This window comes from Aeribacillus sp. FSL K6-1121 (assembly GCF_038003725.1).
Lineage (GTDB): Bacteria > Bacillota > Bacilli > Bacillales > Aeribacillaceae > Aeribacillus > Aeribacillus composti.
This window is the reverse complement of sequence record NZ_JBBOPS010000001.1, coordinates 956,247-979,664: the sequence shown is the minus strand read 5'-3', so window position 1 is coordinate 979,664 and position 23,418 is coordinate 956,247. Positions and strand designations below refer to the sequence as shown.

25 protein-coding genes are annotated in these 23,418 nt (G+C 40.8%); all 25 read right to left on the bottom strand.

Annotated elements, in window-relative coordinates:
• Positions 1-25: 25 nt before the first annotated feature.
• A complete protein-coding gene (locus NSQ61_RS05060; protein ID WP_063386722.1) occupies positions 26-208 on the bottom strand; it encodes a YfhD family protein in 183 nt (60 codons plus the stop codon).
• Positions 209-311: 103 nt separating this feature from the next.
• Positions 312-440, bottom strand: a complete 129-nt coding sequence (locus NSQ61_RS05055; protein WP_082829320.1) for a YfhE family protein — start codon at positions 438-440, stop codon at positions 312-314.
• 82 nt (positions 441-522) lie between these two features.
• Positions 523-2,835: a DNA translocase FtsK gene (locus NSQ61_RS05050; protein WP_339196504.1), complete on the bottom strand. Its 2,313-nt coding sequence runs from the start codon at positions 2,833-2,835 to the stop codon at positions 523-525.
• Positions 2,836-2,970: 135 nt separating this feature from the next.
• On the bottom strand, positions 2,971-3,189 hold the full coding sequence (locus NSQ61_RS05045) for a YlzJ-like family protein (protein WP_066246452.1): 219 nt from the start codon (positions 3,187-3,189) through the stop codon (positions 2,971-2,973).
• Positions 3,186-3,920, bottom strand: coding sequence for a ClpP family protease (locus NSQ61_RS05040; RefSeq protein ID WP_066246454.1), 735 nt, complete (start codon positions 3,918-3,920; stop codon positions 3,186-3,188). The genes NSQ61_RS05045 and NSQ61_RS05040 overlap by 4 nt, the downstream gene beginning before the upstream one ends.
• Before the next feature lie 120 nt (positions 3,921-4,040).
• Positions 4,041-5,696: a ribonuclease J gene (locus NSQ61_RS05035; protein ID WP_063386718.1), complete on the bottom strand. Its 1,656-nt coding sequence runs from the start codon at positions 5,694-5,696 to the stop codon at positions 4,041-4,043.
• A 187-nt stretch (positions 5,697-5,883) separates the two neighbouring features.
• A complete protein-coding gene (dapA, locus tag NSQ61_RS05030; RefSeq protein WP_117016776.1) occupies positions 5,884-6,759 on the bottom strand; it encodes a 4-hydroxy-tetrahydrodipicolinate synthase in 876 nt (291 codons plus the stop codon).
• A 22-nt stretch (positions 6,760-6,781) separates the two neighbouring features.
• Positions 6,782-7,996 carry an aspartate kinase gene (dapG, locus tag NSQ61_RS05025; RefSeq protein WP_063386717.1) on the bottom strand — a complete coding sequence of 405 codons (1,215 nt, stop codon included), beginning with the start codon at positions 7,994-7,996 and terminating at the stop codon, positions 6,782-6,784.
• A 66-nt stretch (positions 7,997-8,062) separates the two neighbouring features.
• Complete coding sequence (gene asd / locus NSQ61_RS05020; protein ID WP_063386716.1) at positions 8,063-9,106, bottom strand: aspartate-semialdehyde dehydrogenase; 1,044 nt, start codon at positions 9,104-9,106, stop codon at positions 8,063-8,065.
• 127 nt (positions 9,107-9,233) lie between these two features.
• A complete protein-coding gene (locus NSQ61_RS05015) occupies positions 9,234-9,824 on the bottom strand; it encodes a dipicolinate synthase subunit B (protein ID WP_063386715.1) in 591 nt (196 codons plus the stop codon).
• Positions 9,808-10,722 carry a dipicolinic acid synthetase subunit A gene (gene dpaA / locus NSQ61_RS05010; RefSeq protein ID WP_340808050.1) on the bottom strand — a complete coding sequence of 305 codons (915 nt, stop codon included), beginning with the start codon at positions 10,720-10,722 and terminating at the stop codon, positions 9,808-9,810. Before dpaA ends, NSQ61_RS05015 begins: the two co-directional genes overlap by 17 nt.
• A gap of 156 nt (positions 10,723-10,878) precedes the next feature.
• Positions 10,879-11,139, bottom strand: a complete 261-nt coding sequence (locus tag NSQ61_RS05005) for a YlmC/YmxH family sporulation protein (protein WP_063386713.1) — start codon at positions 11,137-11,139, stop codon at positions 10,879-10,881.
• 129 nt (positions 11,140-11,268) lie between these two features.
• On the bottom strand, positions 11,269-12,525 hold the full coding sequence (locus NSQ61_RS05000) for a M16 family metallopeptidase (protein ID WP_340806160.1): 1,257 nt from the start codon (positions 12,523-12,525) through the stop codon (positions 11,269-11,271).
• A 23-nt stretch (positions 12,526-12,548) separates the two neighbouring features.
• A complete protein-coding gene (locus tag NSQ61_RS04995) occupies positions 12,549-13,505 on the bottom strand; it encodes a polysaccharide deacetylase family protein (RefSeq protein ID WP_340806157.1) in 957 nt (318 codons plus the stop codon).
• Between the two features lie 102 nt (positions 13,506-13,607).
• Complete coding sequence (gene pnp, locus NSQ61_RS04990) at positions 13,608-15,719, bottom strand: polyribonucleotide nucleotidyltransferase (RefSeq protein ID WP_063386710.1); 2,112 nt, start codon at positions 15,717-15,719, stop codon at positions 13,608-13,610.
• A gap of 162 nt (positions 15,720-15,881) precedes the next feature.
• Complete coding sequence (gene rpsO, locus NSQ61_RS04985) at positions 15,882-16,151, bottom strand: 30S ribosomal protein S15 (protein WP_063386709.1); 270 nt, start codon at positions 16,149-16,151, stop codon at positions 15,882-15,884.
• A gap of 128 nt (positions 16,152-16,279) precedes the next feature.
• Entirely contained in the window at positions 16,280-17,260 is a 981-nt protein-coding gene (ribF, locus tag NSQ61_RS04980) for a bifunctional riboflavin kinase/FAD synthetase (RefSeq protein WP_339196516.1), read from the bottom strand.
• Between the two features lie 21 nt (positions 17,261-17,281).
• Complete coding sequence (gene truB, locus NSQ61_RS04975; protein WP_327847715.1) at positions 17,282-18,199, bottom strand: tRNA pseudouridine(55) synthase TruB; 918 nt, start codon at positions 18,197-18,199, stop codon at positions 17,282-17,284.
• 71 nt (positions 18,200-18,270) lie between these two features.
• A complete protein-coding gene (gene rbfA, locus NSQ61_RS04970) occupies positions 18,271-18,630 on the bottom strand; it encodes a 30S ribosome-binding factor RbfA (RefSeq protein WP_063386706.1) in 360 nt (119 codons plus the stop codon).
• Positions 18,631-18,646: 16 nt separating this feature from the next.
• Positions 18,647-18,925, bottom strand: a complete 279-nt coding sequence (locus tag NSQ61_RS04965; protein ID WP_063386705.1) for a DUF503 domain-containing protein — start codon at positions 18,923-18,925, stop codon at positions 18,647-18,649.
• Positions 18,925-21,087 (bottom strand): translation initiation factor IF-2, encoded by a 2,163-nt coding sequence (gene infB / locus NSQ61_RS04960; protein WP_340806149.1) that lies wholly within the window; start codon positions 21,085-21,087, stop codon positions 18,925-18,927. The genes NSQ61_RS04965 and infB overlap by 1 nt, the downstream gene beginning before the upstream one ends.
• Positions 21,088-21,106: 19 nt before the next feature.
• Positions 21,107-21,406: a YlxQ family RNA-binding protein gene (locus NSQ61_RS04955; RefSeq protein WP_063386703.1), complete on the bottom strand. Its 300-nt coding sequence runs from the start codon at positions 21,404-21,406 to the stop codon at positions 21,107-21,109.
• Positions 21,403-21,687 (bottom strand): RNase P modulator RnpM, encoded by a 285-nt coding sequence (rnpM, locus tag NSQ61_RS04950; protein WP_063386702.1) that lies wholly within the window; start codon positions 21,685-21,687, stop codon positions 21,403-21,405. Before rnpM ends, NSQ61_RS04955 begins: the two co-directional genes overlap by 4 nt.
• 12 nt (positions 21,688-21,699) lie before the next feature.
• Positions 21,700-22,821, bottom strand: a complete 1,122-nt coding sequence (nusA, locus tag NSQ61_RS04945) for a transcription termination factor NusA (protein ID WP_340806147.1) — start codon at positions 22,819-22,821, stop codon at positions 21,700-21,702.
• Between the two features lie 23 nt (positions 22,822-22,844).
• Positions 22,845-23,321, bottom strand: coding sequence for a ribosome maturation factor RimP (rimP, locus tag NSQ61_RS04940; protein WP_327856304.1), 477 nt, complete (start codon positions 23,319-23,321; stop codon positions 22,845-22,847).
• Positions 23,322-23,418 lie beyond the last annotated feature (97 nt).

Sequence of the window (23,418 nt, the reverse complement as noted above, 5' to 3'; positions counted from 1 at the left end):
TCAGGCACAGCTTTTGAAACAACCTTTATGTTCTTTTCTGTTGCCTTTTGTCCGCTGCAGCAGAGCGAGCCAATGCTTGAAGATCGTCCTTGTCGGCAAGCTCTCTTGAAAATTCAATACTTTTGCCGTCTGACTTCAAATTTTTTGGCACTTGCGGCAGCTTAGCTTTGTTTTTATCACGCGCTTTTTGCTTATGTGCTCTTCCCATTTTGCGCACCTCCGCAAAGAGGGTGTAGACAGTTGCTTTCACAACATGTCCTATCCATTAGGGTGACATGTTCGGAGCATTTTATAATTGGCATTTTTATGCTTTAATGGCTTTCATGTTTTTCTGAAAAGCCTCCCGCTCTGTCAGCCATTTTAAACGCTCTCGAATAAGTGACTTCTTGGGCGCTGCTCAAACTGCTTTTTGTTTTTTTACGTTTCGCATCTTTTGCCATCCATCGATCTCTCACTTTCTAGTAAATGTAGTTTTAGTATGCCCGTTATTAAAATATTTTTGCATGAAAAACACGAAAATTTTTATGACAAACGTTCCTCCAGCTCTTCTTTAGAAATCAACACTTGACGCGGCTTGCTTCCCTCATAAGGTCCGACTACCCCTCTCTCTTCCATGGCGTCAATTAATCTCGCAGCTCTTGAGTAGCCGATTCTAAATCTTCTTTGCAGCATGGATACACTTGCACTTTGCATGTCCACAACTAGTTGAACCGCTTCATTATATAATTCATCATCAACATCTCCATGATCCTCGGAATCTTCGTTCGGAATCATTTCTTCTTGATATTGCGCCTTTTGTTGTGAAATGACGTAATTCACGACTTTTTCCACTTCTTCATCTGATAAAAACGCTCCTTGAACACGAATCGGCTTTGATGATCCGACTGGCAAAAACAACATATCTCCTCTTCCGAGCAGCTTCTCAGCTCCCCCCATATCCAAAATAGTGCGTGAATCGGTTTGGGAGGACACACTAAAGGCAATTCTCGATGGAATATTGGCTTTTATGACTCCTGTAATTACATCAACAGACGGACGTTGAGTCGCAATAATTAAATGAATGCCAGCAGCACGGGCCATTTGCGACAAGCGTGTAATCGAATCTTCTACATCAGAAGAAGCAACCATCATTAAATCAGCGAGCTCATCCACGATGACGACAATAAAAGGAAGCTCAGGCTGCTTCTCTTTTGACAGCGAATTTTGCCTTCTGATCATTTCATTATATCCTTCAATATTGCGCGTTCCAGTATGTGAAAACAGCTCGTATCTTCTTTCCATTTCATTAACTACTTTTTGCAATGCGAGCGACGCTTTTTTCGGATTTGTCACAACAGGAGCCAATAGATGCGGAATCCCATTGTAAACACTTAATTCGACCATTTTTGGATCGATCATCATCATTTTCACTTCATGAGGCTTCGCCCTCATCAAAATGCTTGTAATAATCCCGTTAATGCAGACGCTTTTTCCGCTGCCTGTTGCACCTGCGACAAGCAGATGCGGCATTTTGTTCAGTTCAGCCAGCACCGCTTCTCCAGTTATATCACGTCCTAAGCCGATCAGCAGCTTGGAATCAGGGCGATCGTTCATTTTGGATTCCAGCACCTCGCGCAATGACACCATCGCAATTTCTGAATTCGGCACCTCAATTCCAATTGCAGACTTTCCCGGAATCGGCGCTTCAATCCGAATATCTTTTGCTGCTAAAGCCAGCGCCAGGTCATCGCTTAAACTGACAATTTTGCTTACCTTCACCCCGACATCCGGGTACACTTCATATTTTGTTACAGCAGGCCCTAAATGTACTTGGGTAACCTTTGCCTTCACTCCAAAGCTTTGGAAAGTGCGCTCTAGTTTTCTCGCATTATCGTAAATATTCCGCTTATCGGCATGCTGACCGCTGTATTTTGGAAGAGACAGCAAATCAATCGGAGGCAATTTATAATCTTTGTTTTCTATCTCCTGAAAGGCGATCGGCTCATCCTTTTCTTCAAACGTAATTTGTTCCTGCTTTAAATTATTTTCGGGCTCTTTTTTATCATTTGTCATGATTTCCGGATGGTCTGTAAAACTGGAAATAATCGGTTCAGATGTATTTTCTTCTAAATGTTCATCTTCTTGTTCTTGATCGTCTTCAGCCTGAACCTTATTGGAGCGATGCTTCTTTTGCTTTTTCTTTTGTTTTTTTACTAAGGAAAATAAGTTCTTCATATCATCCACAAAGGCAAAAAATTGTTTTTTGAAAATCCGGCCGATGGACTCAACAATTTTGGAGAGGCTGTTTCCGAGTGATTTTCCGGAAATTAAGATGCAACCAATTATGATCAAGACAATGGAAATAATTCGAGTGCCCCCTGAAGAAAATAAATAGTATGATGCAGCAAAAAAAACGGCGCCGATCATTCCTCCTCCAAGATCTTGAGCGCTTGCCTCCCCGTTTAATTCCTTTAAATACATCTCCCAAGTATTCAATATAACGCTTGGAGAAGCAAAAACTCCTCCCTTTGACAAATTTTCAAACAGCTTCATATGGCTGAGAATTAAAATTGAGCCAACTATAAGATAGATCCCGAGCCATCTTCTCGTTAAAAAATGAGGGAATGTCTTTTTCCAAAATATATATATGGAAAACCATAATAATCCTAGCAAAAAGATAATAAACCATTCTCCAGCGAAGAACCGAAAAAAGGAGACAAGCGCTTTGCCAGCAAATCCAAATTCGCTTAAAGCGATTATCGACAATGATAATAGCAGAAGCCCCGCTATTTCAAATTTTAGTTTATTTTGCCAATCCGTTTTTCTCTTTTTTCGTTTTCTTTTCACTTTTGCCACTTTAATCCCACCTATGTATTATGTAAAACAAGAACGCAGCCACTATTTGGCTGCGAACGACTGTTTGTGTCCATATTATATCATACAAACTTGAATTTAGGTATGCTAGCAACGATGTTGTCTTTAAAAGGAATGTTAGCTTCGAAAAAAAGGTACTTTTTGACCGGGGAAAACAGATTCCAATAAATAATGGTTTGGATTGGTTGAAAGCACTCTGACGATTTGGCATTGATTTTCTCCCGTTTCTTCTATTAATAATGAAATGCCGTTCATCTCAATAATGTGCCTTTTTTGAAAAGCTTCTTGATCTGATGGAAAAATGAGCTCTTCAGGAACAGTCGTGTATAAAATCATTGAAGGATGTCCCCTCCTTTTCCATTCTTTCTTTCCAAAATAAGCTCGTTCAATTTTTTCATCGCGCTTCCTACACCGCCTATTTCATCGATCAAGCCGTACTTAACCGCATCTTGACCGATAACATTTGTTCCAATATCCCTTGTTAAATTTCCTTTTGAAAACATCAGCTCTTTAAATTTATCTTCTGTAATATTGGAATGCTTTGTTACAAAACTAATAACCCGCTCCTGCATTTTATCAAGATATTCAAACGTTTGCGGAACACCAATGACCAAACCGGTTAACCTTATCGGGTGAATCGTCATCGTAGCCGTTTCCGCAATAAATGAATAATCGCATGACACAGCGATGGGCACACCGATAGAATGTCCGCCGCCAAGAACGATGGATACAGTCGGTTTCGTAAGCGAAGCAAGCATTTCAGCGATCGCAAGTCCTGCTTCAACATCGCCGCCGACAGTATTTAAAATGACGAGCAGTCCTTCTATTTTCATATTTTGTTCGATCGCCACAATTTGCGGAATGATATGTTCATATTTCGTTGTTTTATTTTGAGCAGGGAGCTGTATATGTCCTTCAATTTGACCGATAATGGTCAAACAATGAATGTTTGTTTCCTGATCCATTTGCGGAATGTTTGTTTGTCCTAACTGCTGAATTTTGTCAACTACATTTTCGCTTCCCTTTTCCACTGGCTGAACAGTCGGTTGATCAGCATTTCCGTTCATCCCAATCATCCTTTCTTCTTACCGTTATGATGTTAGTATGAACGGAATCCATTTTTTCATGCGGCCAGGAAACCGTTTTAAAAATGTGAAAAAAGCAGGCTTCGTCGGCCTGCTTTTTGTCTAAACCTCCATAATAATTGGCAAAATCATCGGGCGGCGCTTCGTTTGCTCATATAAAAATTGATTCAAGACGTCGCGAATGTTTTGTTTCATTGTTGACCAATCCATTGAAACATCTTCCATACAAGACGACAGTGTGTCATGCACCATTTTCGTAGCTTTGGAAATTAAACTTTCAGACTCACGAACATACACAAACCCTCTTGATATAATTTCAGGACCAGCGACAATTTTTTTCATCTCTTTGTTTAACGTAACAACAACAATTAAAATGCCGTCCTGAGATAACAAACGCCGGTCTCTTAGCACGATATTTCCAACATCTCCTACACCAAGCCCGTCAATGAGTACATTTCCAGAAGGTACTTTTGTAACCGTTTTGGCAGATTTAGGGGTGAATTCAACCACATCTCCTTGATCGAGCAAAAAAATGTTTTCTTCGCGTATTCCGATCGATTGCGCAATTTTAGCATGCGCTATTTGCATTTTAAATTCACCATGAACGGGAATAAAGTATTTTGGTTTCATTAAATGTAGCATAAGCTTCAGCTCTTCTTGGCAGCCATGACCAGAAAAAAACGCTTTTTTATCAATCGAAACAACATTGGCTCCTGCTCGAAACAGCAAATCAATCGTTTTCGAATAAATAAGTTCTTGTCCGGGTGTTGGGGTCTGAGCAATTAAAACCGTATCATCGGAAGTTATATGATGTTGCTTGTGAATGCCTTTGGCCATTTTTGAAATTTCCGCAAGCGGATCGAATGAATCGCTTGCACATAGTAGAACAGAGTTTTGTTTTTCAAGCTTTTTTAAATGCGACACCGGAATAAACAAATCATCGTCAGCCTTTAAATACCGTAATTGTCTTGCAAGCTCAATAATTTTGGCAAACGATTTCCCTATAATTGCTATTTTTCTTCCAGTCTCAACTGCGGCATTGAAAATTTGCTGAATTCGGTAAATATTCGTCTCTGCTACAGATACAACAACTCTTCCAGGCGAATTATACATAACATCGTTGATCATTTCTCCGGCAAGAGCTTCGGAACCAGAAAAGCCGGGTCTTTCTGCATTGATACTGTCGGAAAGCAAACAAAGAACTCCGCTATTACCGATTTCCGCCATTTTACCAAAATCAAGAAAATGACTTCCGATCGAGGATTGCTCTAATTTAAAATCGCCTGTATGCACGATCGCTCCCATTGACGTATGGAAACAAACTCCCATAGAATCAGGAATATTTGAGAATGTGCGAAAAAAAGAAACCGTCACTTGAGGAAAATGTACAGGCTTTCGCATATTCACTTCGCGAAAATCAGCGGTAACAGAATATTGCTTCATTCTTTCTTTTGTCAAGGCAATTGTCCATTTCGTTCCGTAAACTGGCGCATTGATATGTTTTAAAATGTAGAAAATCGCACCGATCCGATCCAATCTGCCATTTGTTAAGAAGATGGCCCGAACCCTATCTTTACGTTCAAGCAAATATGTAATATCCGGTATCACCACATCAATTCCGAGCATCTCGTTTTCAGGATATTTCAAGCCGGCATCCACAATAAAAATATCCGAGTCGATTTCGACGATGTACAGGTTTTTTCCGACTTCCCCAACCCCTCCTAAAGCAATAAGTTGAATTTTTTCAGCTTTTTTCATAAGTGTTAGTGATCCTCCCTAAATATCCCCGTCCAAAGCACTTAGCAATATTATACCTGATGAAAGAAATGGAATACAAGTTAATTTATATCAGGCACACTTATCCGAAAAATTAAGCCGCTAGACACAGCTGTTTTGAATGGGGCAGAGTGGAATTTTTAAAATAAAAAAAGGCTAATCACGATGATCAGCCTAATTCATGGATCACAGCGGCTAATGATGTTCGCTCATCTGTTGTTAACGGAACTAACGGCAAGCGAACCGGACCAACATCCAGACCTTTTATTTGCAGCGCTGCTTTTACTGGAACAGGGTTTGGCGCCTTAAACAGTTCTTTCATTAATGGGAGAAGTCTTCGATGAAGGCTTCCGGCTTTTTTCACATCACCTGACAAAAAGGCTTGAATCATTTCTTGCATTTCATCTCCTACAACATGGGAGGCTACAGATATGACGCCATCACCGCCTATTGATAATGTCGGCAGCGTTAAGCTGTCGTCCCCAGTGTATAAAGCAAAATCATCTGGCGTTTTCTCGATAATTTTGGCCATATTATCAAGATCTCCGCTAGCTTCTTTAATCGCAACGATATTGTCAATTTCCGATAGACGAATAACCGTTTCAGGCGCGATCGAGGACGATGTTCTGCCAGGCACATTGTAAAGCATCACAGGAAGATGCGTGCTTTCTGCTATCGCTTTAAAGTGCTGATAAATCCCTTCCTGATTCGGTTTGTTGTAGTATGGAGTGACAAGCATAATCGCATCGACGCCGGTTTGTTCCGCCTTTTTTGTCAGTTCTATGGAAGCTCTTGTATTGTTTGTACCTGTCCCTGCAATCACTGGAACTCTTTTATTGACAACAGAAACGACATGTTTAAATAAAGCGAGCTTTTCTTCCGTTGTTAAAGTTGGAGATTCACCCGTTGTTCCAGCCACAACAATTGAATCTGTTCCATGATGGATTAAATATTCTACTAATTTTTCCGTTTTTTGAAAATCAATATTCCCGTTATTGTCAAACGGGGTAACCATTGCAGTTGAAATTCTTCCAAACATACCCACTTGTTCCTCACACCTTTATCGATTATTTTCCAAGATCAAACGCTTTATGAAGTGCATTAACTGCTTGAATCATTTCACTTTCCTTCACAAGCACCCAAATTGTTGTGTGGCTGTCTGCCGATTGCAAAATTTGTATCCCTTCCTCCGATAAAGCAGCAACGATTTTGGAAGCGACTCCAGGAACTCCTTGAATGCCTGCTCCTACAATTGAGACTTTTGCACAATGCCGCGTGATCATCGGATCATATCCGATCTCTTTCAAAATTCCAACAGCAAGATCCGTTACATCCCCATGAACAGTATATATGACACTCTTAGGGGTAATATTAAAGAAATCGACGCTAATTCCGCTTGTAGCCATCGCTTTAAAAATTTCTTGATGAAAACGGAAATTCCCTTCTTTTGCATCTACTTTAATTTGCGTGACATCGGAAACATGAGCAATTCCAGTAATTAAACGTTCTTTTATGTCCGCACCTAGTTTGTCCTGATGGTGAGAAGTGATGATCGTTCCTTTCGATTTAGAATAAGTGGAACGAATGCGAATCGGGATTTTGGCTTGCATAGCGATTTCAACCGCACGCGGATGAATCACCTTTGCTCCTTGATAGGCCAAATTGCAAATTTCCGTATACGTCACAAATGAAAGGGGCTTTGCATCCTTAACAATACGTGGATCCGCTGTCATAACTCCTTCCACATCTGTAAAAATGTCTACATATTCTGCTTTTAAAGCTGCTCCAAGTGCTGTTGCTGAAGTGTCACTGCCGCCGCGCCCAATTGTCGTCACATCTCCATTTGCTTGTGCTCCTTGAAAGCCTGCGACAACAACGACATCATTTGTTTCTAGAAGCCCGAGCAGGCGATCACATTTCAATTCTAATATTTTAGCATTTGTATGTTCATTTGTCGTCAAAAAACCTGCCTGCGCTCCGCTTAAAGCTGCCGCTTTTATTCCTTTCCCTTTTAGCATGCTAGTAAATACGACAGAAGAGATGATTTCTCCGCAGGACAGCAACATATCCTGTTCACGTTTGGAAATGGTGTCGATCCCGCCTTCCACAAGGCTGATCAGCGTATCTGTTGCGTACGGATCTCCTTTTCTCCCCATCGCTGATACGACGACGACCACTTTTTTTTTCTCAGACAAGGCTTCCTTTATATGTTCGTACGCATGTCTTCTGCCTTGTTCATCACGGACAGACGTTCCTCCAAACTTTTGAACAACAATGCTCATGATGTTCACCTCTATAAAATAACTAAACAGAAGAGAGCTGATGGCTTCAACTCTCTTCTTTTCACCTTATACTAGTTTCAGTTTAATTAAACTTTCGGCAATTTGTACAGAGTTTAACGCTGCTCCTTTTAATAAATTGTCGGATACAACCCAAAGGTGGAAGCCGTTTGGCCGATCTAAGTCTTTGCGAATTCGGCCTACAAATGTATCGTATTTGCCTTCTGCAAAAGCAGGCATTGGATAAATTTGATTTGCCGGATCATCTTCAAGCGTAACGCCAGGCGCATCTCTTAATACATTGCGAATATCATTTACAGTAACATCGTCCCTGTCGATTTCAATGTAGACTGATTCTGAATGCCCGATGACGACCGGCAAGCGGACGCAGGTCGCTGCAACTTCCAGATCCTTCATATGCATAATTTTTTTTGTTTCATTGATCATTTTCATTTCTTCAAATGTAAATCCATTTTCCTGGAACTTATCAATTTGCGGAATTGCATTAAACGCAATTTGATAATGTTTTTCGTCACTTTTAACAGGTAAAATTTCAGGTACAAACGGCTTTCCTTCTAAAATCGCTTTAGACTGTTCTTTCAATTCCTGGATCGCTTGTGCCCCCGCACCTGATACTGCTTGATAAGTGGAAACAATGACTTTTTTCAGCCCGAACGCTTTACGGATCGGCTGCAATGCAACAACCATTTGGATCGTCGAACAATTCGGGTTGGCAATAATACCGTTATGCCATTTTATATCCTCTTCGTTCACTTCCGGTACTACGAGAGGAACGTTTTCATCCATTCTAAATGCGCTCGTATTGTCGATCACGACCGCGCCTCTTTTGGCTGCTTCCGGTGCAAGCTGCTTCGACACGCTTCCTCCAGCGCTGAAAAGAGCGATATCAACCCCTTCAAAGCTCTCCGGTTCCGCTTTTTGTACTGTGATTGGTTTTCCTTTAAATGTAGCTGTCTTTCCTGCAGATCGTTCGGATGATAACAACGTTAAAGTTTCCACAGGAAAATTTCTTTTTTCCAATGTTTCGATCATTCGTGTTCCTACTGCTCCAGTTGCTCCGACAACTGCTACATGAAAACCTTTTTGAGCCATTTTCTATCTATCTCCTTCCAAAATGCATCAGAGTCGAATAATCATGTATTCGTATTACGTTTAATTGTATCACAGTAGCCAAAAAAAGTGATGAGCGATTTTTCATGAAAGCGTTTTATTTGTTTGATTATTTTTTATGTTCAATAATAACCGGCTGAAGCTGTCTATGTTCAAGCGCATGTTCAACTGTTTCCACTAACCGATCCATATTCGCCACCATTGAATTCGGTTTTTGGTGGGGTGCATCTTGGCCGAACGGAACAAAGAAAATATTTTTTGCCGCCATTAGCTTCATTAAATTTACGCCATTTAACCCGAGAGCATCGTTTGTAGAAATGGCTAGTACAACGGGGCGATGGTTTCTCATAGTCGCTTTTGCAGCCATCAATACAGGAGAGTCCGTCAAGGCATTCGCCAGTTTGCTCATCGAATTGCCGGTCATCGGCGCAATGACCATGCAATCAAGAGGAATTTTCGGACCTAAAGGCTCGGCATCCACGATCGAATCAATTACTTGATTTCCAGTCGCTTCTTCAATTCTTTTGACCCATTCTTCTCCTTCCCCGAATCTAGTTGTTGTCGTCTTTACGGTCGAGGTGACAATTGGCAAAACGTTTGCTCCTTTTTCAACGAGCTTTTGAATTTGCGGAAATACCGCATCATAAGTACAATGAGAGCCTGTTAAACCAAATCCGATCCGTTTACCTTTCACTTCCATTATCCATACTCCTTTCAAGCTGATGCTGTTCAGTTAAAAGGATTGTCAACGCATTCGCCAAAATTTGGCCCGCTGTCCTCGGTGCGACAATTCCTGGAAGACCAGGTGCTAAAATGGCTTTCATACCTCTTTTTTCAGCATAGTGGAAATCGGTTCCCCCCGGCTTTGATGCTAAATCGATAATAAGAGCGTGGACAGGCATAGCTGCCAAAACATCAGAAGACAACACCAACGCTGGAACTGTATTAATGCAAATATCGATCGACGACAATTCGTCCTTCAGTTCACTCAAATGAAACGGCTTCATTCCCATTTCCGTGATCCTGGCCAAATCTTTCTGTTTGCGAGCGCCTACCTTCACATTAGCTCCTAATGCTGCAAAAGTGCGGGCAACGCTCATTCCTGTCCGTCCAAATCCGATAACGGCAATGTTGGAACCATGAATGGTAAAATCAGTATGTTGAATAACGAGCATTATGGTCCCTTCTACTGTCGGAATGGAATTATATATCGCTACATCATCACGGTCCAGTATCGGTACAAGCTTTCGTTTTTCTTTTTCCATTAACTCTTCTAAATATTTTGTGCGTATCCCAGAATAAAAGATGCAATGCTCAGGAGTGGAGGCCACCATTTCTCTTGTCAGTACGATTTCTTCAGCGGAAAAAACTGCTTCGACCTGTCCTTCGCTTCCGGTTCCTGAAACAGGCAATATTACTGCATCCATTCCTTCCAGACTAATATTATGGCTGTTTATTTTCACTGATCCTGTATACCCATGTTCAAGCTGATCAAATCCGATTAAAAATAGATTGGCATCGTGCTCTGATAGCCTTCGGATCACCTCTAGCTGCCGGGCGTCACCGCCAATTACAGCAACGTTTAAGCCAGTTAACATCCTTTTTTCACCTTCTTTATGGCAATTCAGTTCAGTTTCGAAAACCATAATTAGCTCCCTGTTTTAAGCATATTATGTAGGCGGCAGCCGATAGGTGAATCGCATCGAAAAATTGCCAAAGAAATAAAGCCGGCTTCTTTAGCCGGCGGATCTTCATTAGTCATCAATTTTATTTAAGGAATTTTCCGGTACGTCAATAATGATCATATCTTGACCAATTTTTTTGATATGCTCCCACGGTACTCGAATATCATGTCCCTGCTTCCTTAAACCGAACCACTTTAAAGAAGGAATAATAAGCGCCGTGATTTGTCCGGTTTCCGCATTGATTTCAAAGTCTGTTTGACCGAGCACGCCTAGACGTTCCGCTCGTTTTACATCGACGATTTCTTTTCCGCTTAACTCGGATAAACGCATAGTATTGGCTCCCCTCTTTCATTATAAATATACGAACATATTCACAGGCAGAGATTGATTCGAAACTGATGAACATAGCTTTCCATACATGTATACGTTTTTGGCAAATAAAAAATGCCCGCCAATCCATCATAGCAGGCATTTTAATTCTGGAATTGTAGAAGAAAGATTCTCTTCCGGACTAATTAAAGATACAGCATATTCATCTGTAAAAATATGTTGAATAAGTTCATTGACGCTCATGATATCAACACGGTTAACCGTTTCGATAATTTCATCCAAAGATCGATGTTTGCCTAAGAGCAGCTCATTTTTGCCGTTTCTGCTCATTCTTGCATTTGTACTTTCAAGACTAAGCATTAAATTCCCTTTAATTTGTTCTTTTGAATGCATTAATTCTTTTTCAGTAATACCGCTTTTTTTCAATTTTTCAATTGTTTGAAAAATCGTTTCAAATAAAATATTCAGCTGGTTTCTTCCAGTCCCACCGTAAATTGTGAGCACTCCGCTGTCTTCATATGAAGTGTGGTAAGAGAAAATAGAATAAGCAAGCCCTTTTTCTTCCCTCACCTCTTGGAATAATCGGCTTGACATGCTCCCGCCCAAAATATTGTTTAACACAATTAAGCTGTAAATGTCGTCATGACCGACTCTCAACCCTTTAAACCCAATGCAGAGATGCGCTTGCTCCGTCTCTTTTTTCTTGGCGATTTTTTGGTCCAAAAAAACCGGTTCCTTATATTTTTCTTTTTTATGAGACGACTTAAAATTGCCGAACCATTTCTCAACCTCTTGAATAAAGCTTTCTTGAACGTTTCCAGCTACTGAAATGACGATATTGTCAGGAGTATAGTATTTTTCCATATAGCTTTTCAACGCATCGCCGGTAAAACTAGATAAAGTTTTTTCTATGCCTAAAATCGGATAGCCAAGCGGATGATCGCCAAACGCAGCCTGGCTTAACAAATCGTGCACAATATCGTCTGGAGTATCTTCATACATTTTGATCTCTTCTAAAACAACATTTCGTTCTTTGTTTAATTCTTCTTCTTCAAATACTGAGTTGAAAAACATATCAGCCAGCACTTCAAGTGCATAATTTGCATGCTCATCGAGCACTTTTGCATAATAGCAGGTGTATTCTTTTGAGGTGAAGGCATTCACCTGACCGCCAATTTTGTCAAAAGCTTCTGCAATTTCTCTAGCTGTTCTTTTTTCTGTTCCTTTAAAAAACATATGCTCTAAAAAATGAGAAATACCGTTTGTTTCTTTCGTCTCGTTTCTAGAACCTGTGCCAATCCAAACTCCGATAGCAACGGAGCGAACAGTCGGAATGGATTCTAAAATGATTCTAACACCATTTTGGCATGTATATTTCTTGATCAAATTGTAACCCCCTGTTCTTCCAATCAGTCAAGACGTTTTTCATCCAGCAGACTAGAAAGTGAACCGATGGAAAGATTTTTTTCTTTAATCTTTTTAATTAATGAATCTAGACTCTCTGCGGTCGATGACGTCGGATGCATTAAGATCATGGCGCCGTTATGAATTTTTGACATCACTCGATTGATTAACGTTTCAGGCCGCGGCTTTTGCCAATCAATCGTGTCAACAGACCACATGATCGTTTCCATGTTCATTTCTGCCGCTATATCTACGACCTCCTTGCGAAAGCTGCCGCTTGGTGGCGCAAACCATTTCACGTTTTTTCCTGTCGTCGCTTTGATGATTTTGTTCGTCTCTTCCATCTCTTGTCTAATTCTTGCAGACGGCAGGCGGGCCATATCTGGATGCGAGTATGAATGATTTCCAATTTCATGGCCGCTTTCTACAATCATTTTAGCCAGTTCAGGATTTTCTTTTACCCATCTTCCTTCTAAAAAAAACGTCGCTTTGACATGGTGCTTTTTTAGCACGGCCAACATTTTAGGAAGATACTCATTTCCCCATGCAACATTTATTAAAAAGGATACCATTGGCTTATCCGGATGTCCACGGTAGATCGCTTCGTTCGGCAAATCGCTTAAATGAACAGAAGGCGGAATTTGCTTGAATACAAGAAGCTTCGGATCAAAAGAACCCTTTTTCTTCATTCTCTTATACGATTCGTCAATGTCGACTGATCGCCCATTATAACCGGGCGTTTTTTTCCAAACTCTATGTATTTCAGCATTTTCCGGAGGAATTTCATACTCTTTTGCTTTGGCAACGATTTCTTGATACAACGAATCTCCGCCAGATACAGCGAATTCATGTTTTGCTTTTAATTGCTGGAGAAAGATCAATGTATAACGATTATCCAATATGACATAAGAAAAAAGTATGATCAATATAAAAATGGCTATTTTCCCTTTTTTTCGCTTCATCTCAACATCCCCTTTTTCACTTATAAAACTATGAAAAAAGGGGACAAGATAGAACTGCCAACCGCAAAAATGGAAAAGAAGCCGGGTTTTCCCTGGCTCCGGTCAAGACTTTTGCTGCTCTTTTTGGTCCCTTAAAACGGCCTTTCTTGATAAATTGACACGACCTTGTTTATCGATTTCCATCACTTTGACTAAAATTTCATCACCGACTGACACAACATCCTCCACTTTTCCTACCCGCTCTTCTGCAAGCTCAGAAATGTGGACAAGACCATCTTTTCCGTTAAACAGTTCCACGAATGCGCCGAATTTCTCGATCCGTTTAACTTTTCCTAAATACATTTGTCCGACTTCAATTTCTCTTACAATATCTTCAATAATTTTCTTCGCTTTTTTATTCATTCCTTCGTCTACGGAAGAAATGTAGATTGTGCCATCTTGTTCAATATCGATTTTTACTCCTGTTTCTTCAATGATTTTGTTAATTTGCTTTCCGCTAGGTCCAATCACGTCACGAATTTTATCCGGATTGATGACCATGGTTAAAATTTTTGGAGCATATGGCGATAATTGTTTTCTCGGTTCAGAGATTGTCGCCAGCATCGATTTCAAAATTTCAAGGCGGCCTTTGCGAGCTTGTTTTAACGCTTCTTCTAAAATTTCACGGGACAAGCCTTTAATTTTAATGTCCATTTGCAGCGCAGTGACGCCTTTTTCTGTACCAGCGACTTTAAAGTCCATATCACCAAGCGCATCTTCCATGCCTTGAATATCTGTTAAAACCGTATAGTTGTCACCAGATTTTACAAGTCCCATTGCAATTCCAGCAACAGGCGACTTAATCGGCACGCCGGCATCCATCATCGCTAAGGTGCTTGCACAAATGCTCGCTTGTGAAGTTGAACCATTTGATTCAAGCACTTCTGAAACGAGACGAATTGTGTACGGAAAATCGCGCTCGGAAGGTATGACTGGCTCAAGCGCTCTTTCTCCCAACGCTCCATGACCAATTTCCCGTCTGCCAGGCCCCCTCATCGGACCGGTTTCCCCGACACTAAATGGCGGGAAGTTGTAGTGATGCATGAACCGCTTTGATTCTTCCACGCCGAGTCCGTCAAGTATTTGTACGTCTCCTAAAGCTCCGAGCGTACAAATAGACAGGGCTTGTGTTTGGCCGCGGGTGAAAAGACCTGAACCGTGCGTGCGCGGCAAAATTCCGACGGAAGACGATAATGGACGGATTTCGTCAATTTTTCGTCCGTCAGGTCTCACTTTTTCTTCTGTAATGAGACGGCGCACTTCCTCTTTCACGAGCTTGTGCAAAATTTCTTTTACTTGCTTAATCGTTTCTTCATCTGCTTCTTCTTCCTCAAATATTGCGACAGTTTTCTCTTTCACTTCATTAATAGCATCTTCGCGGGCGTGTTTTTCAGGCACTTGGATAGCTTGCAATAAGTCGGCAAGAGCCATTTCACGAACTCTTTTTTCAAGCTCCTCATCGATTTTATATAATTCGACTTCCATTTTTTCTTTTCCGATTTTTTCTACAATCTCTTCTTGGAATGCAATCAAACGTTTGATTTCTTCATGGCCAAACATGATTGCTTCTAAAATCGTTTCTTCAGGCACTTCATTGGCTCCTGCTTCCACCATGTTGATGGCATCTTTCGTGCCGGCTACGATTAAATGGATATCGCTTTTCTCAAGCTGTTCGACAGTTGGATTAATGATAAACTGGTCATCAAGGCGGCCGACCGTGACTCCGGCAATCGGACCTTCAAACGGAATGTCCGATATTGACAGCGCGAGCGAAGATCCAAACATAGCCGCCATTTCGGAAGAACAATCTTGGTCGACGCTCATCACCATGCTGACTACTTGAACCTCATTGCGAAACCCTTCTGGAAACAGCGGGCGAATCGGTCTATCGATTAAACGGCTCGCTAAAATAGCTTTTTCACTCGGTCTACCCTCTCGTTTAATAAACCCTCCCGGGATTTTACCGACAGCATAAAGCCTTTCTTCATAATTGACCGTTAGGGGAAAGAAATCCACTCCTTTTGCTTCCTTCGAAGCGGTTGCCGTACATAAAACAACCGTATCTCCATAGCGGACTAAAACGGCGCCGTTCGCTTGCTTCGCCAGCTGGCCGATTTCAACAGTCAGCTTCCGTCCGGACCAATCTATGGAAAAAACATGTTTCTCTTGATCCATACTTGTTTTGAACCCCTCTTTCATTGACAAAGTCTATCTTCGCACATAAATTGTACAAAAATGTTATTTTTAAACTTTTCAATCTATATCGTTTTTATGTAATCTGTCATAAACTTTTTTGAATACAGTAAAAAAGCGGGAAATCTCCCGCTTCCATACAACTTAACGACGCAAACCGAGTTTATTGATGAGTTGACGGTACCGTGCAACATCTTTATTGCGCAAATACGTCAACAAATTACGGCGTTTCCCAACCATTTTCAAAAGACCTCTGCGTGAATGGTGGTCTTTTTTGTGAACGCGCAAATGCTCATTTAAAATGTTGATTTTTTCAGTTAGGATAGCAATTTGCACTTCAGGAGAACCAGTATCTGATTCATGTGTTTTAAATTGCTCAATCACTTCATTTTTCCGTTCTTGCGTTAAAGCCATCCTTGTCCACCTCCTAAATATAATCCCCGGCTACCTAGCAAGCGTCGGTGACTCGCGTTGCCACGCAGCGGTTAAAAGTTACAAGAATAAGAATACTATTTTTCCCAAGAAAAAGCAAGGAGGTTCCATTAAAAATTTTTTTCAGCCGTGATTTTATCCGATTCTGTCAGCCGCTGAAAAAAATCTTTAGCTTCCTTGATGTCCCGTTTGATTTGGGCAATTAATTCTTCCACACCAGAAAACTTTTGTTCACTGCGTATTCGTTTGAACCATTTTACGGTCACATCTATATCATAAATTTCTTCATGAAAATCAAAAATATGAACTTCTATGCTCGGCTTGTCCGGTCTTTTTTCATGAAATGTCGGCTTATAACCGATATTGCATATGCCCGCATATTCCTTCCCATTCATGCTGATTTTGACCGCATATACCCCTGTCGGAGGAGTAATGTAGGATTCGCTTAGTTCAATATTTGCGGTTGGAAAGCCGATTGTCCGCCCTCGCTTTTCTCCATGGATTACCTTTCCGGATACTTGATGAGGCCGCCCTAGAAGAGAGCATGCATAAGAAACATCACCATTTTTAATAGCGTTTCGAACGAGGGAAGAGCTGATTTTTCTTTCACCGTCTGTCAGCTTTTCAACCGTCGTATGCGTAAAGGCTCCTCTTGAATAGAAAGGCAAAGTTTCCATTGTCCCTTTTCCAAACCGGCCGAATGTAAAATCAAAACCGGCCACAACGTGAATGGCATTTAATCCGATAATATATTGATCGACAAATTGTTGAGGCTGAAGCGAGCTAAAGCTTTCTGTAAATTCGACTAAATACAATCGATCAATTCCAAGATCTTCAATAAACTTCAGTTTCTCTTGTAAAGGAGTAATATATTCTATTTGTTGAATATTTTTTTTTAAGACGATGGATGGGTGCGGATCAAATGTCATCACCGCACATTCAACATTTAATTCTTCAGCCTTCTGTTTAGCTGTTTGAATGACTTTTTGATGCCCTTTATGGACTCCATCAAAAAATCCGAGCGCCATTACCGATTTCGGCACATTTTGTTTTGCCAAATGGTGTGGATGTGTTATTTTTATCATTTTCACCGAAAGTTCCCCTTTTCTTACCTATTCATTCGTTTTTAACACCTTGACGGGTTTAAGCACATTGTTTTTTTCTGAATGCTTTTTATATATGGCAATAATTTCTCGATTATTCCATATTGCTACAACATCATTTTGTCCAATATGCTGGAAATCCTCGTTCATTTCCAACATCGCTCCGTTTTTTACTTTCTTTGCTAATGTATCATTTATTTTAATTTTCGGCAATTGATTTAATGCTTCCTCTATGGTAAGAAAACCGTTTGGCAAATCTCCCGTTTTTAAACATTGCTCGACCGCAGAAAACGTGACGCAGTCATGTAAATGAAAACGGCCGGATCTTATTCGCACCAATTCAGACATGTGAGCAGGATACCCTAATTTTTCTCCGATCATGACCGCGAGAGTTCGAATATATGTCCCTTTTGAGCAAGAGACTTGAATGGAAAAGGAAGCCGTTTTGTCATGTTGTTTTATATCGCTTAAAAGGTGTATGGCATGAATGACAACCCTTCTTTTCGGCCTTTCGACTACTTTCCCTTCACGCGCGTATTCGTATAATTTTTTTCCATTCACTTTTACAGCAGAATACATTGGCGGAATTTGTTCAATTTCTCCGCGAAAGCTTTCCAGCACTCGTTCAATTTCCTCTTTTGATGGCGGGAGCTTTACTTCTTTTTCAGCAATAATGCTTCCAGAAGCATCCTCTGTTTCAGTGGCAGCTCCTAATGTTACTTCAGCAATGTATTCCTTATTCTCAGCCATTAAATATGACGAAATTTTTGTTGCCTTGCCGATGCAAATAGGGAGCACGCCTGAGACATCCGGATCTAATGTACCAGTATGCCCCGCTTTTTTCGTTCGAAACAATTTGCGCACTTTTTGGACACAATCATTTGAAGTCATTCCTCTAGGTTTATGTAAGAGAAGAACGCCGTCCACAGTCACACCTTCCTTTTGCCAGCTGCAATCATGAAAAAAGAACCCGTTACACAATTGTGAAACGGGATGCCTCAGCTTTCATGATCTCTTTCTTCTTTTTTCAATTCATGGATTAATGATTCGATTCGATTGCCATAATCAATTGTCTCGTCAAATTCAAAATGAATTTCCGGAGTTTTCCGCAGCCGAATCCGCGACCCGATTTCAGAGCGGATAAATCCTTTGGCTTTCGCCAGCGCCTTCATCGTGTTTTCCTTCTGTTCCTCATTTCCCAATACAGAAATATATACTTTAGCGATTTGCAAATCCCCTGTTAAGCGAACGTCCGTTACAGTTACAAATCCAATTCTCGGGTCTTTAATTTTTCTGCCAATAATATCGCTTAGCTCTTTTTTCATCTGTTCAGCTACTCTGTTTGCTCTTAGGCTCATTTCATCACCTCATTTGCTAAAACCAGTCAAATGTTGTAATGGTTCGTTCAATTTCAGGAAAAGAATCGATCAACTTCAATGCCTGGTTCAGTTCTTTTTCCGCGATGGCGCGGCTCGATGCAAGGCAGGCAATGCCGATTTCGGTCCGCTGCCATGCATCCTGAAAGCCGATTTCTGCAACACTGACATTAAATTTATTTTGCAGTCTTTTTATAATTCGTTGCACTACTGCACGTTTTTCTTTTAAAGAAGAAGCTTCAAAAATCATGCATTCACATGATACCATCCCGAGCATTATTTTTTAACTTCCTCCATGATGAACGCTTCAATCGTGTCGCCTTCTTTAATATCGTTAAAGTTTTTAATCGTAAGTCCGCACTCATATCCTTGAGCAACTTCTTTTACATCATCTTTAAAACGTTTTAAAGTGTCAATTTCTCCTTCAAAAATCACGACTCCGTCCCGAATTAAGCGAACGCCGCTGTCGCGTGTAACAGAACCATCTGTGACGTAGCAGCCGGCAATTGTACCGATTTTAGAAACTTTGAATGTTTGCCGCACTTCAAGGGTACCGATCACTTTTTCTTCGTATTCAGGATCAAGCATACCTTTCATAGCCGCTTCGATTTCTTCGATCACTTTATAAATGATGCGGTGAAGGCGAATGTCGACGTTTTCCGCTTCCGCTGTTCTCTTCGCATTCACATCCGGGCGAACATTAAAGCCGATCACAATAGCGTTGGAAGCAGAGGCAAGCATGATGTCATATTCCGTAATGGCACCGACACCGGTGTGAATAATTTTTACTTTTACTCCTTCAACATCGATTTTTTGAAGAGCTGATGAAAGAGCTTCAACGGAACCTTGCACATCTGCTTTGACGATTAAATTAATTTCTTTCATGTCATTTTGCTTAATTTGTTCAAATAAATCATCAAGGCTTAGCTTTGTCTTTTCGCTGCGCTGCTCTTCCAGCTGTTTTTTCGCACGGGCTTCACCGATTTGACGCGCTTTTTTCTCATCTTCAAATACCATAAATCTGTCGCCGGCTAATGGAACTTCATGAAGACCGGTGATTTCAACCGGAGTGGACGGTAAAGCTTCTTTTACACGTTTTCCGACATCATTCACCATCGCACGCACCCGTCCATATGTGTTTCCGACAACAATTGGATCACCGACACGAAGCGTTCCGTTTTGAACAAGCAATGTTGCAACTGAACCTCTGCCTTTATCAAGCTTTGCTTCAACAACCGTACCGGTTGCAAGACGATTCGGATTCGCTTTTAACTCTTCCATTTCCGCAACGAGCAAGATCATTTCCAATAGTTCAGGAATTCCGTCACCTTTTAATGCCGAAATTGGCACAAATATCGTGTCGCCGCCCCAATCTTCCGGTACAAGGCCATGTTCCGTTAATTCCTGCATCACACGGTCAGGATTTGCCGTCGGCTTATCCATTTTGTTGACCGCTACAATAATCGGCACATTCGCAGCTTTTGCATGGTTAATTGCCTCAACTGTCTGCGGCATAACACCATCATCTGCAGCAACGACTAAAACAGTAATATCTGTTAATTGAGCACCGCGGGCTCTCATTGTTGTAAACGCTGCATGGCCAGGTGTATCTAAAAATGTGATCTTTTTCCCTTCCACTTCAACCTGGTAAGCGCCGATATGCTGCGTAATGCCTCCAGCTTCGCCTTCAGCCACTTTTGTTTTTCGAATGGAATCTAAAAGAGTCGTTTTCCCATGGTCAACATGCCCCATAATTGTCACAACAGGAGGACGGCTGACAAGATCTTCTTCCTTGTCTTCGATTTCATACTTTTCAAATTCCGTTTCATCGAAAACAATTTCTTCTTCCACTTCAACGCCGTATTCAGAAGCGATCAGTTCGATAATGTCCTTCTCCAGCTCTTGGTTGATTGTTGCCATGACGCCGAGCATCATGAGCTTCTTAATGATCTCTGACGGTTCTTTATGGAGTTTGTTGGCAAGCTCAGCGACTGTTAAAGAGCCTTGATACGTAATTTTGGACGGCAATTCTTTTTTGCTTGGAGCTTCATTTTGAACCGCTTTTTTGTTTTTCTTTCCATTTTTTTTGTTTTTATGTTTCGTTTGTTGAATCGGAACGTTTTGTTTGCGTTCCTCGCGTTTTGGAGAAGGTTTTTTGCCTGATTTTTTCTTGTTCAATACGATATCCTCATCGTCATCAAATGGAATGTCATCATATGCTGCATGCTTTTCTTCCTTTTGTTTTGGTTGATGATCTTTTTGAACGTTTTTCTTAGGTTGTTCCTTTTGATATCGTCCATTGAGTTTTTCAATTGTATTGCTGTCGATCATTGACATGTGGTTTGCAACATTTATATTCATTTCTTTTAATGTATGGATTACTTCTTTGCTCGTTATATTTTGTTGTTTTGCATATTCATATACTCGCATTTTACCCATACGTTCACCCCCAAAGTAGTTATTCAAGTAGAAGCTTCAACTTCTTGGCAAAACCTTCTTCCGTCACGGCAACAACTACTCTTTCTTCCTTACCGATCGATTGCCCAAGTTCGTATCGGTTTGGGGCAATCACGAGCGGAACTTTATAAAACGAACATTTATCCGTAATTTTTTTCTTCGTGTTAGAAGAAGCATCGTCTGCCAATAAAACGAGTTTTGCACGCTTATTTCGAACCTCTTTCAAAACAAGTTCTTCTCCTGAAATCACTTTTCTTGCCCGATAGGCAAGGCCTAATAAAGATTTCCATTGTCCATTCATGGCAATGAAGGTTTCTCCTTCTCAGCTAGCTGAATTAATTCATCATATATAGATTCCGGAACAGGCGCATCTAAATGGACGGATAGCACATTTTTCTTTTTCGCCTTTAAAATGCAGTCTTTATCAAGAGTGATATAAGCACCGCGTCCATTTTTCTTTCCTGTTAAATCAACCGAAACTTCTCCTTCTTTCGAACGAACGATTCGAACAAGCTCCTTTTTGGGTCTCATTTCGCCAGTCGCCACACATTTTCTCATCGGAATTTTCTTTTGCTTTGCCACTGGTAACCACCTCTATTCGTCTTGTTCTTCTCCGTGTTCATCATCCGTATTGTCCAATTGGAATAAACTATCATGCTCTTCGCGAGGATAGATGTTCAGCTCTCTCGCTTCCGATTCGCTTTTAATATCAATTTTCCATCCGGTTAATTTGGCAGCGAGGCGAGCGTTTTGCCCTCTTTTGCCAATCGCAAGGGATAATTGATAATCAGGAACGATGACGGTTGTAGCTTTTTCCTCTTCATCGACAATAACGTCCAAAACTTTTGAAGGACTTAAAGCATTTGCAACAAATTCAACAGGATTTTTAGACCAGCGAACGATATCAATTTTTTCGCCATTCAACTCGTTTACAATTGCTTGAACACGCTGGCCTTTTGGTCCAACGCATGATCCGACCGGGTCAACTTCCGGATTGTCGGAATGAACCGAAATCTTTGATCTGTCACCTGCCTCCCGGGCGACTGATTTAATTTCCACTATCCCGTCATATATTTCCGGAACCTCCAATTCGAATAAACGCTTCAACAGCCCCGGGTGTGTTCTGGAAACAAAAATTTGTGGTCCTTTTGTTGTTTTTTCTACTTTTGTAATGAATACTTTAATTCGGTCATGAGGTTCGTATTTTTCATTCGGCATCTGTTCCGATTGTGGGAGGAGAGCCTCTATTTTCCCTAGACTTACGTATATATATTTGGGATCAGTTCTTTGGACGATTCCGGTCATGATATCTTCTTCACGATCAATAAATTCCGAATAAATGACTCCTCTTTCGGCTTCACGAACTCGCTGCGTAACGACTTGTTTCGCAGTTTGTGCAGCTATTCGTCCAAATTCTTTCGGTGTCACTTCAATTTCAACGACATCGCCGATTTCATATTGGGGATTGATGTTCATCGCATCATGGATGGAAATTTCCAAACGGGGATCCGTTACTTCTTCCACCACTTCTTTTCTCGCAAACACCTGCATCGTACCTGTTTCGCGATTAATATCGACACGCACGTTTTGCGCTTGGTTAAAGTTGCGTTTGTATGCAGAAATGAGGGCAGCTTCAATCGCATCTATAATGACATCTTTACTAATGCCTTTTTCTTTTTCTAATACTGTCAAGGCATCTAAAAGTTGGCTGTTCATAAAATGATGTTCCTCCTCATCACTTAAATATTAAATGAAACGGCAAGTCTAGCTTTTGCAATTTTTCCCCAAGGAATTTCCACTTGTTTAGTTTTTGTTTTCACTCTTATTTCGAGTGTGGCAATCTCGCCGTCAAAATCCGTTAAAACCCCTTCAAAATGTTTTTCCCCGTTGATCGGCTCGTAAGTTTTGAGTGCGACATTTTTCCCGACAGCCTTTTCAAAATCGGCCTTTGTTTTTAAAGGGCGTTCAGCGCCTGGAGAAGATACCTCCAAGAAATAGTTGTGAGGAATCGGATCGATTTCATCCAGCTTTTCGCTCAAACGTTCGCTTACCATACCACACTCTTCAATGTCGACACCATCTTCAGAATCAATAAAAAGCCGTAAATACCAATTTTTCCCCTCTTTTACATATTCAATATCTACTAGTTCCAGCTGCAAATTTTCAAGAATTGGCGATGCTAGTTCTTTGACGAGATTTGTTATAGATTGGCTCATATTTTCCTCCTTAATTTCAGCGTTTCAGAAAGGGACATCTATTTAATCGTCATAAAAAACTAGTTCCAATAGGAAAGAGTGGGTTTTTTCCCCACTC

Bases quoted from the DNA above. Each gene is read 5' to 3' on its own strand.
- NSQ61_RS05060 (WP_063386722.1), bottom strand. From the start codon at position 208: ATGGGAAGAGCACATAAGCAAAAAGCGCGTGATAAAAACAAAGCTAAG.
- NSQ61_RS05055 (WP_082829320.1), bottom strand. From the start codon at position 440: ATGGCAAAAGATGCGAAACGTAAAAAAACAAAAAGCAGTTTGAGCAGC.
- NSQ61_RS05045 (WP_066246452.1), bottom strand. From the start codon at position 3,189: ATGATTTTATACACGACTGTTCCTGAAGAGCTCATTTTTCCATCAGAT.
- NSQ61_RS05040 (WP_066246454.1), bottom strand. From the start codon at position 3,920: ATGAACGGAAATGCTGATCAACCGACTGTTCAGCCAGTGGAAAAGGGA.
- NSQ61_RS05035 (WP_063386718.1), bottom strand. From the start codon at position 5,696: ATGAAAAAAGCTGAAAAAATTCAACTTATTGCTTTAGGAGGGGTTGGG.
- dapG (WP_063386717.1), bottom strand. From the start codon at position 7,996: ATGAGCATTGTTGTTCAAAAGTTTGGAGGAACGTCTGTCCGTGATGAA.
- asd (WP_063386716.1), bottom strand. From the start codon at position 9,106: ATGGCTCAAAAAGGTTTTCATGTAGCAGTTGTCGGAGCAACTGGAGCA.
- NSQ61_RS05015 (WP_063386715.1), bottom strand. From the start codon at position 9,824: ATGGAAGTGAAAGGTAAACGGATCGGATTTGGTTTAACAGGCTCTCAT.
- dpaA (WP_340808050.1), bottom strand. From the start codon at position 10,722: ATGTTAACTGGCTTAAACGTTGCTGTAATTGGCGGTGACGCCCGGCAG.
- NSQ61_RS05005 (WP_063386713.1), bottom strand. From the start codon at position 11,139: ATGCGTTTATCCGAGTTAAGCGGAAAAGAAATCGTCGATGTAAAACGA.
- NSQ61_RS04995 (WP_340806157.1), bottom strand. From the start codon at position 13,505: ATGAAGCGAAAAAAAGGGAAAATAGCCATTTTTATATTGATCATACTT.
- pnp (WP_063386710.1), bottom strand. From the start codon at position 15,719: ATGGATCAAGAGAAACATGTTTTTTCCATAGATTGGTCCGGACGGAAG.
- rpsO (WP_063386709.1), bottom strand. From the start codon at position 16,151: ATGGCTTTAACGCAAGAACGGAAAAATGAAGTGATTGAGCAATTTAAA.
- rbfA (WP_063386706.1), bottom strand. From the start codon at position 18,630: ATGAGCCTAAGAGCAAACAGAGTAGCTGAACAGATGAAAAAAGAGCTA.
- NSQ61_RS04965 (WP_063386705.1), bottom strand. From the start codon at position 18,925: ATGCTCGGGATGGTATCATGTGAATGCATGATTTTTGAAGCTTCTTCT.
- infB (WP_340806149.1), bottom strand. From the start codon at position 21,087: ATGGGTAAAATGCGAGTATATGAATATGCAAAACAACAAAATATAACG.
- NSQ61_RS04955 (WP_063386703.1), bottom strand. From the start codon at position 21,406: ATGAATGGACAATGGAAATCTTTATTAGGCCTTGCCTATCGGGCAAGA.
- nusA (WP_340806147.1), bottom strand. From the start codon at position 22,821: ATGAACAGCCAACTTTTAGATGCCTTGACAGTATTAGAAAAAGAAAAA.
- rimP (WP_327856304.1), bottom strand. From the start codon at position 23,321: ATGAGCCAATCTATAACAAATCTCGTCAAAGAACTAGCATCGCCAATT.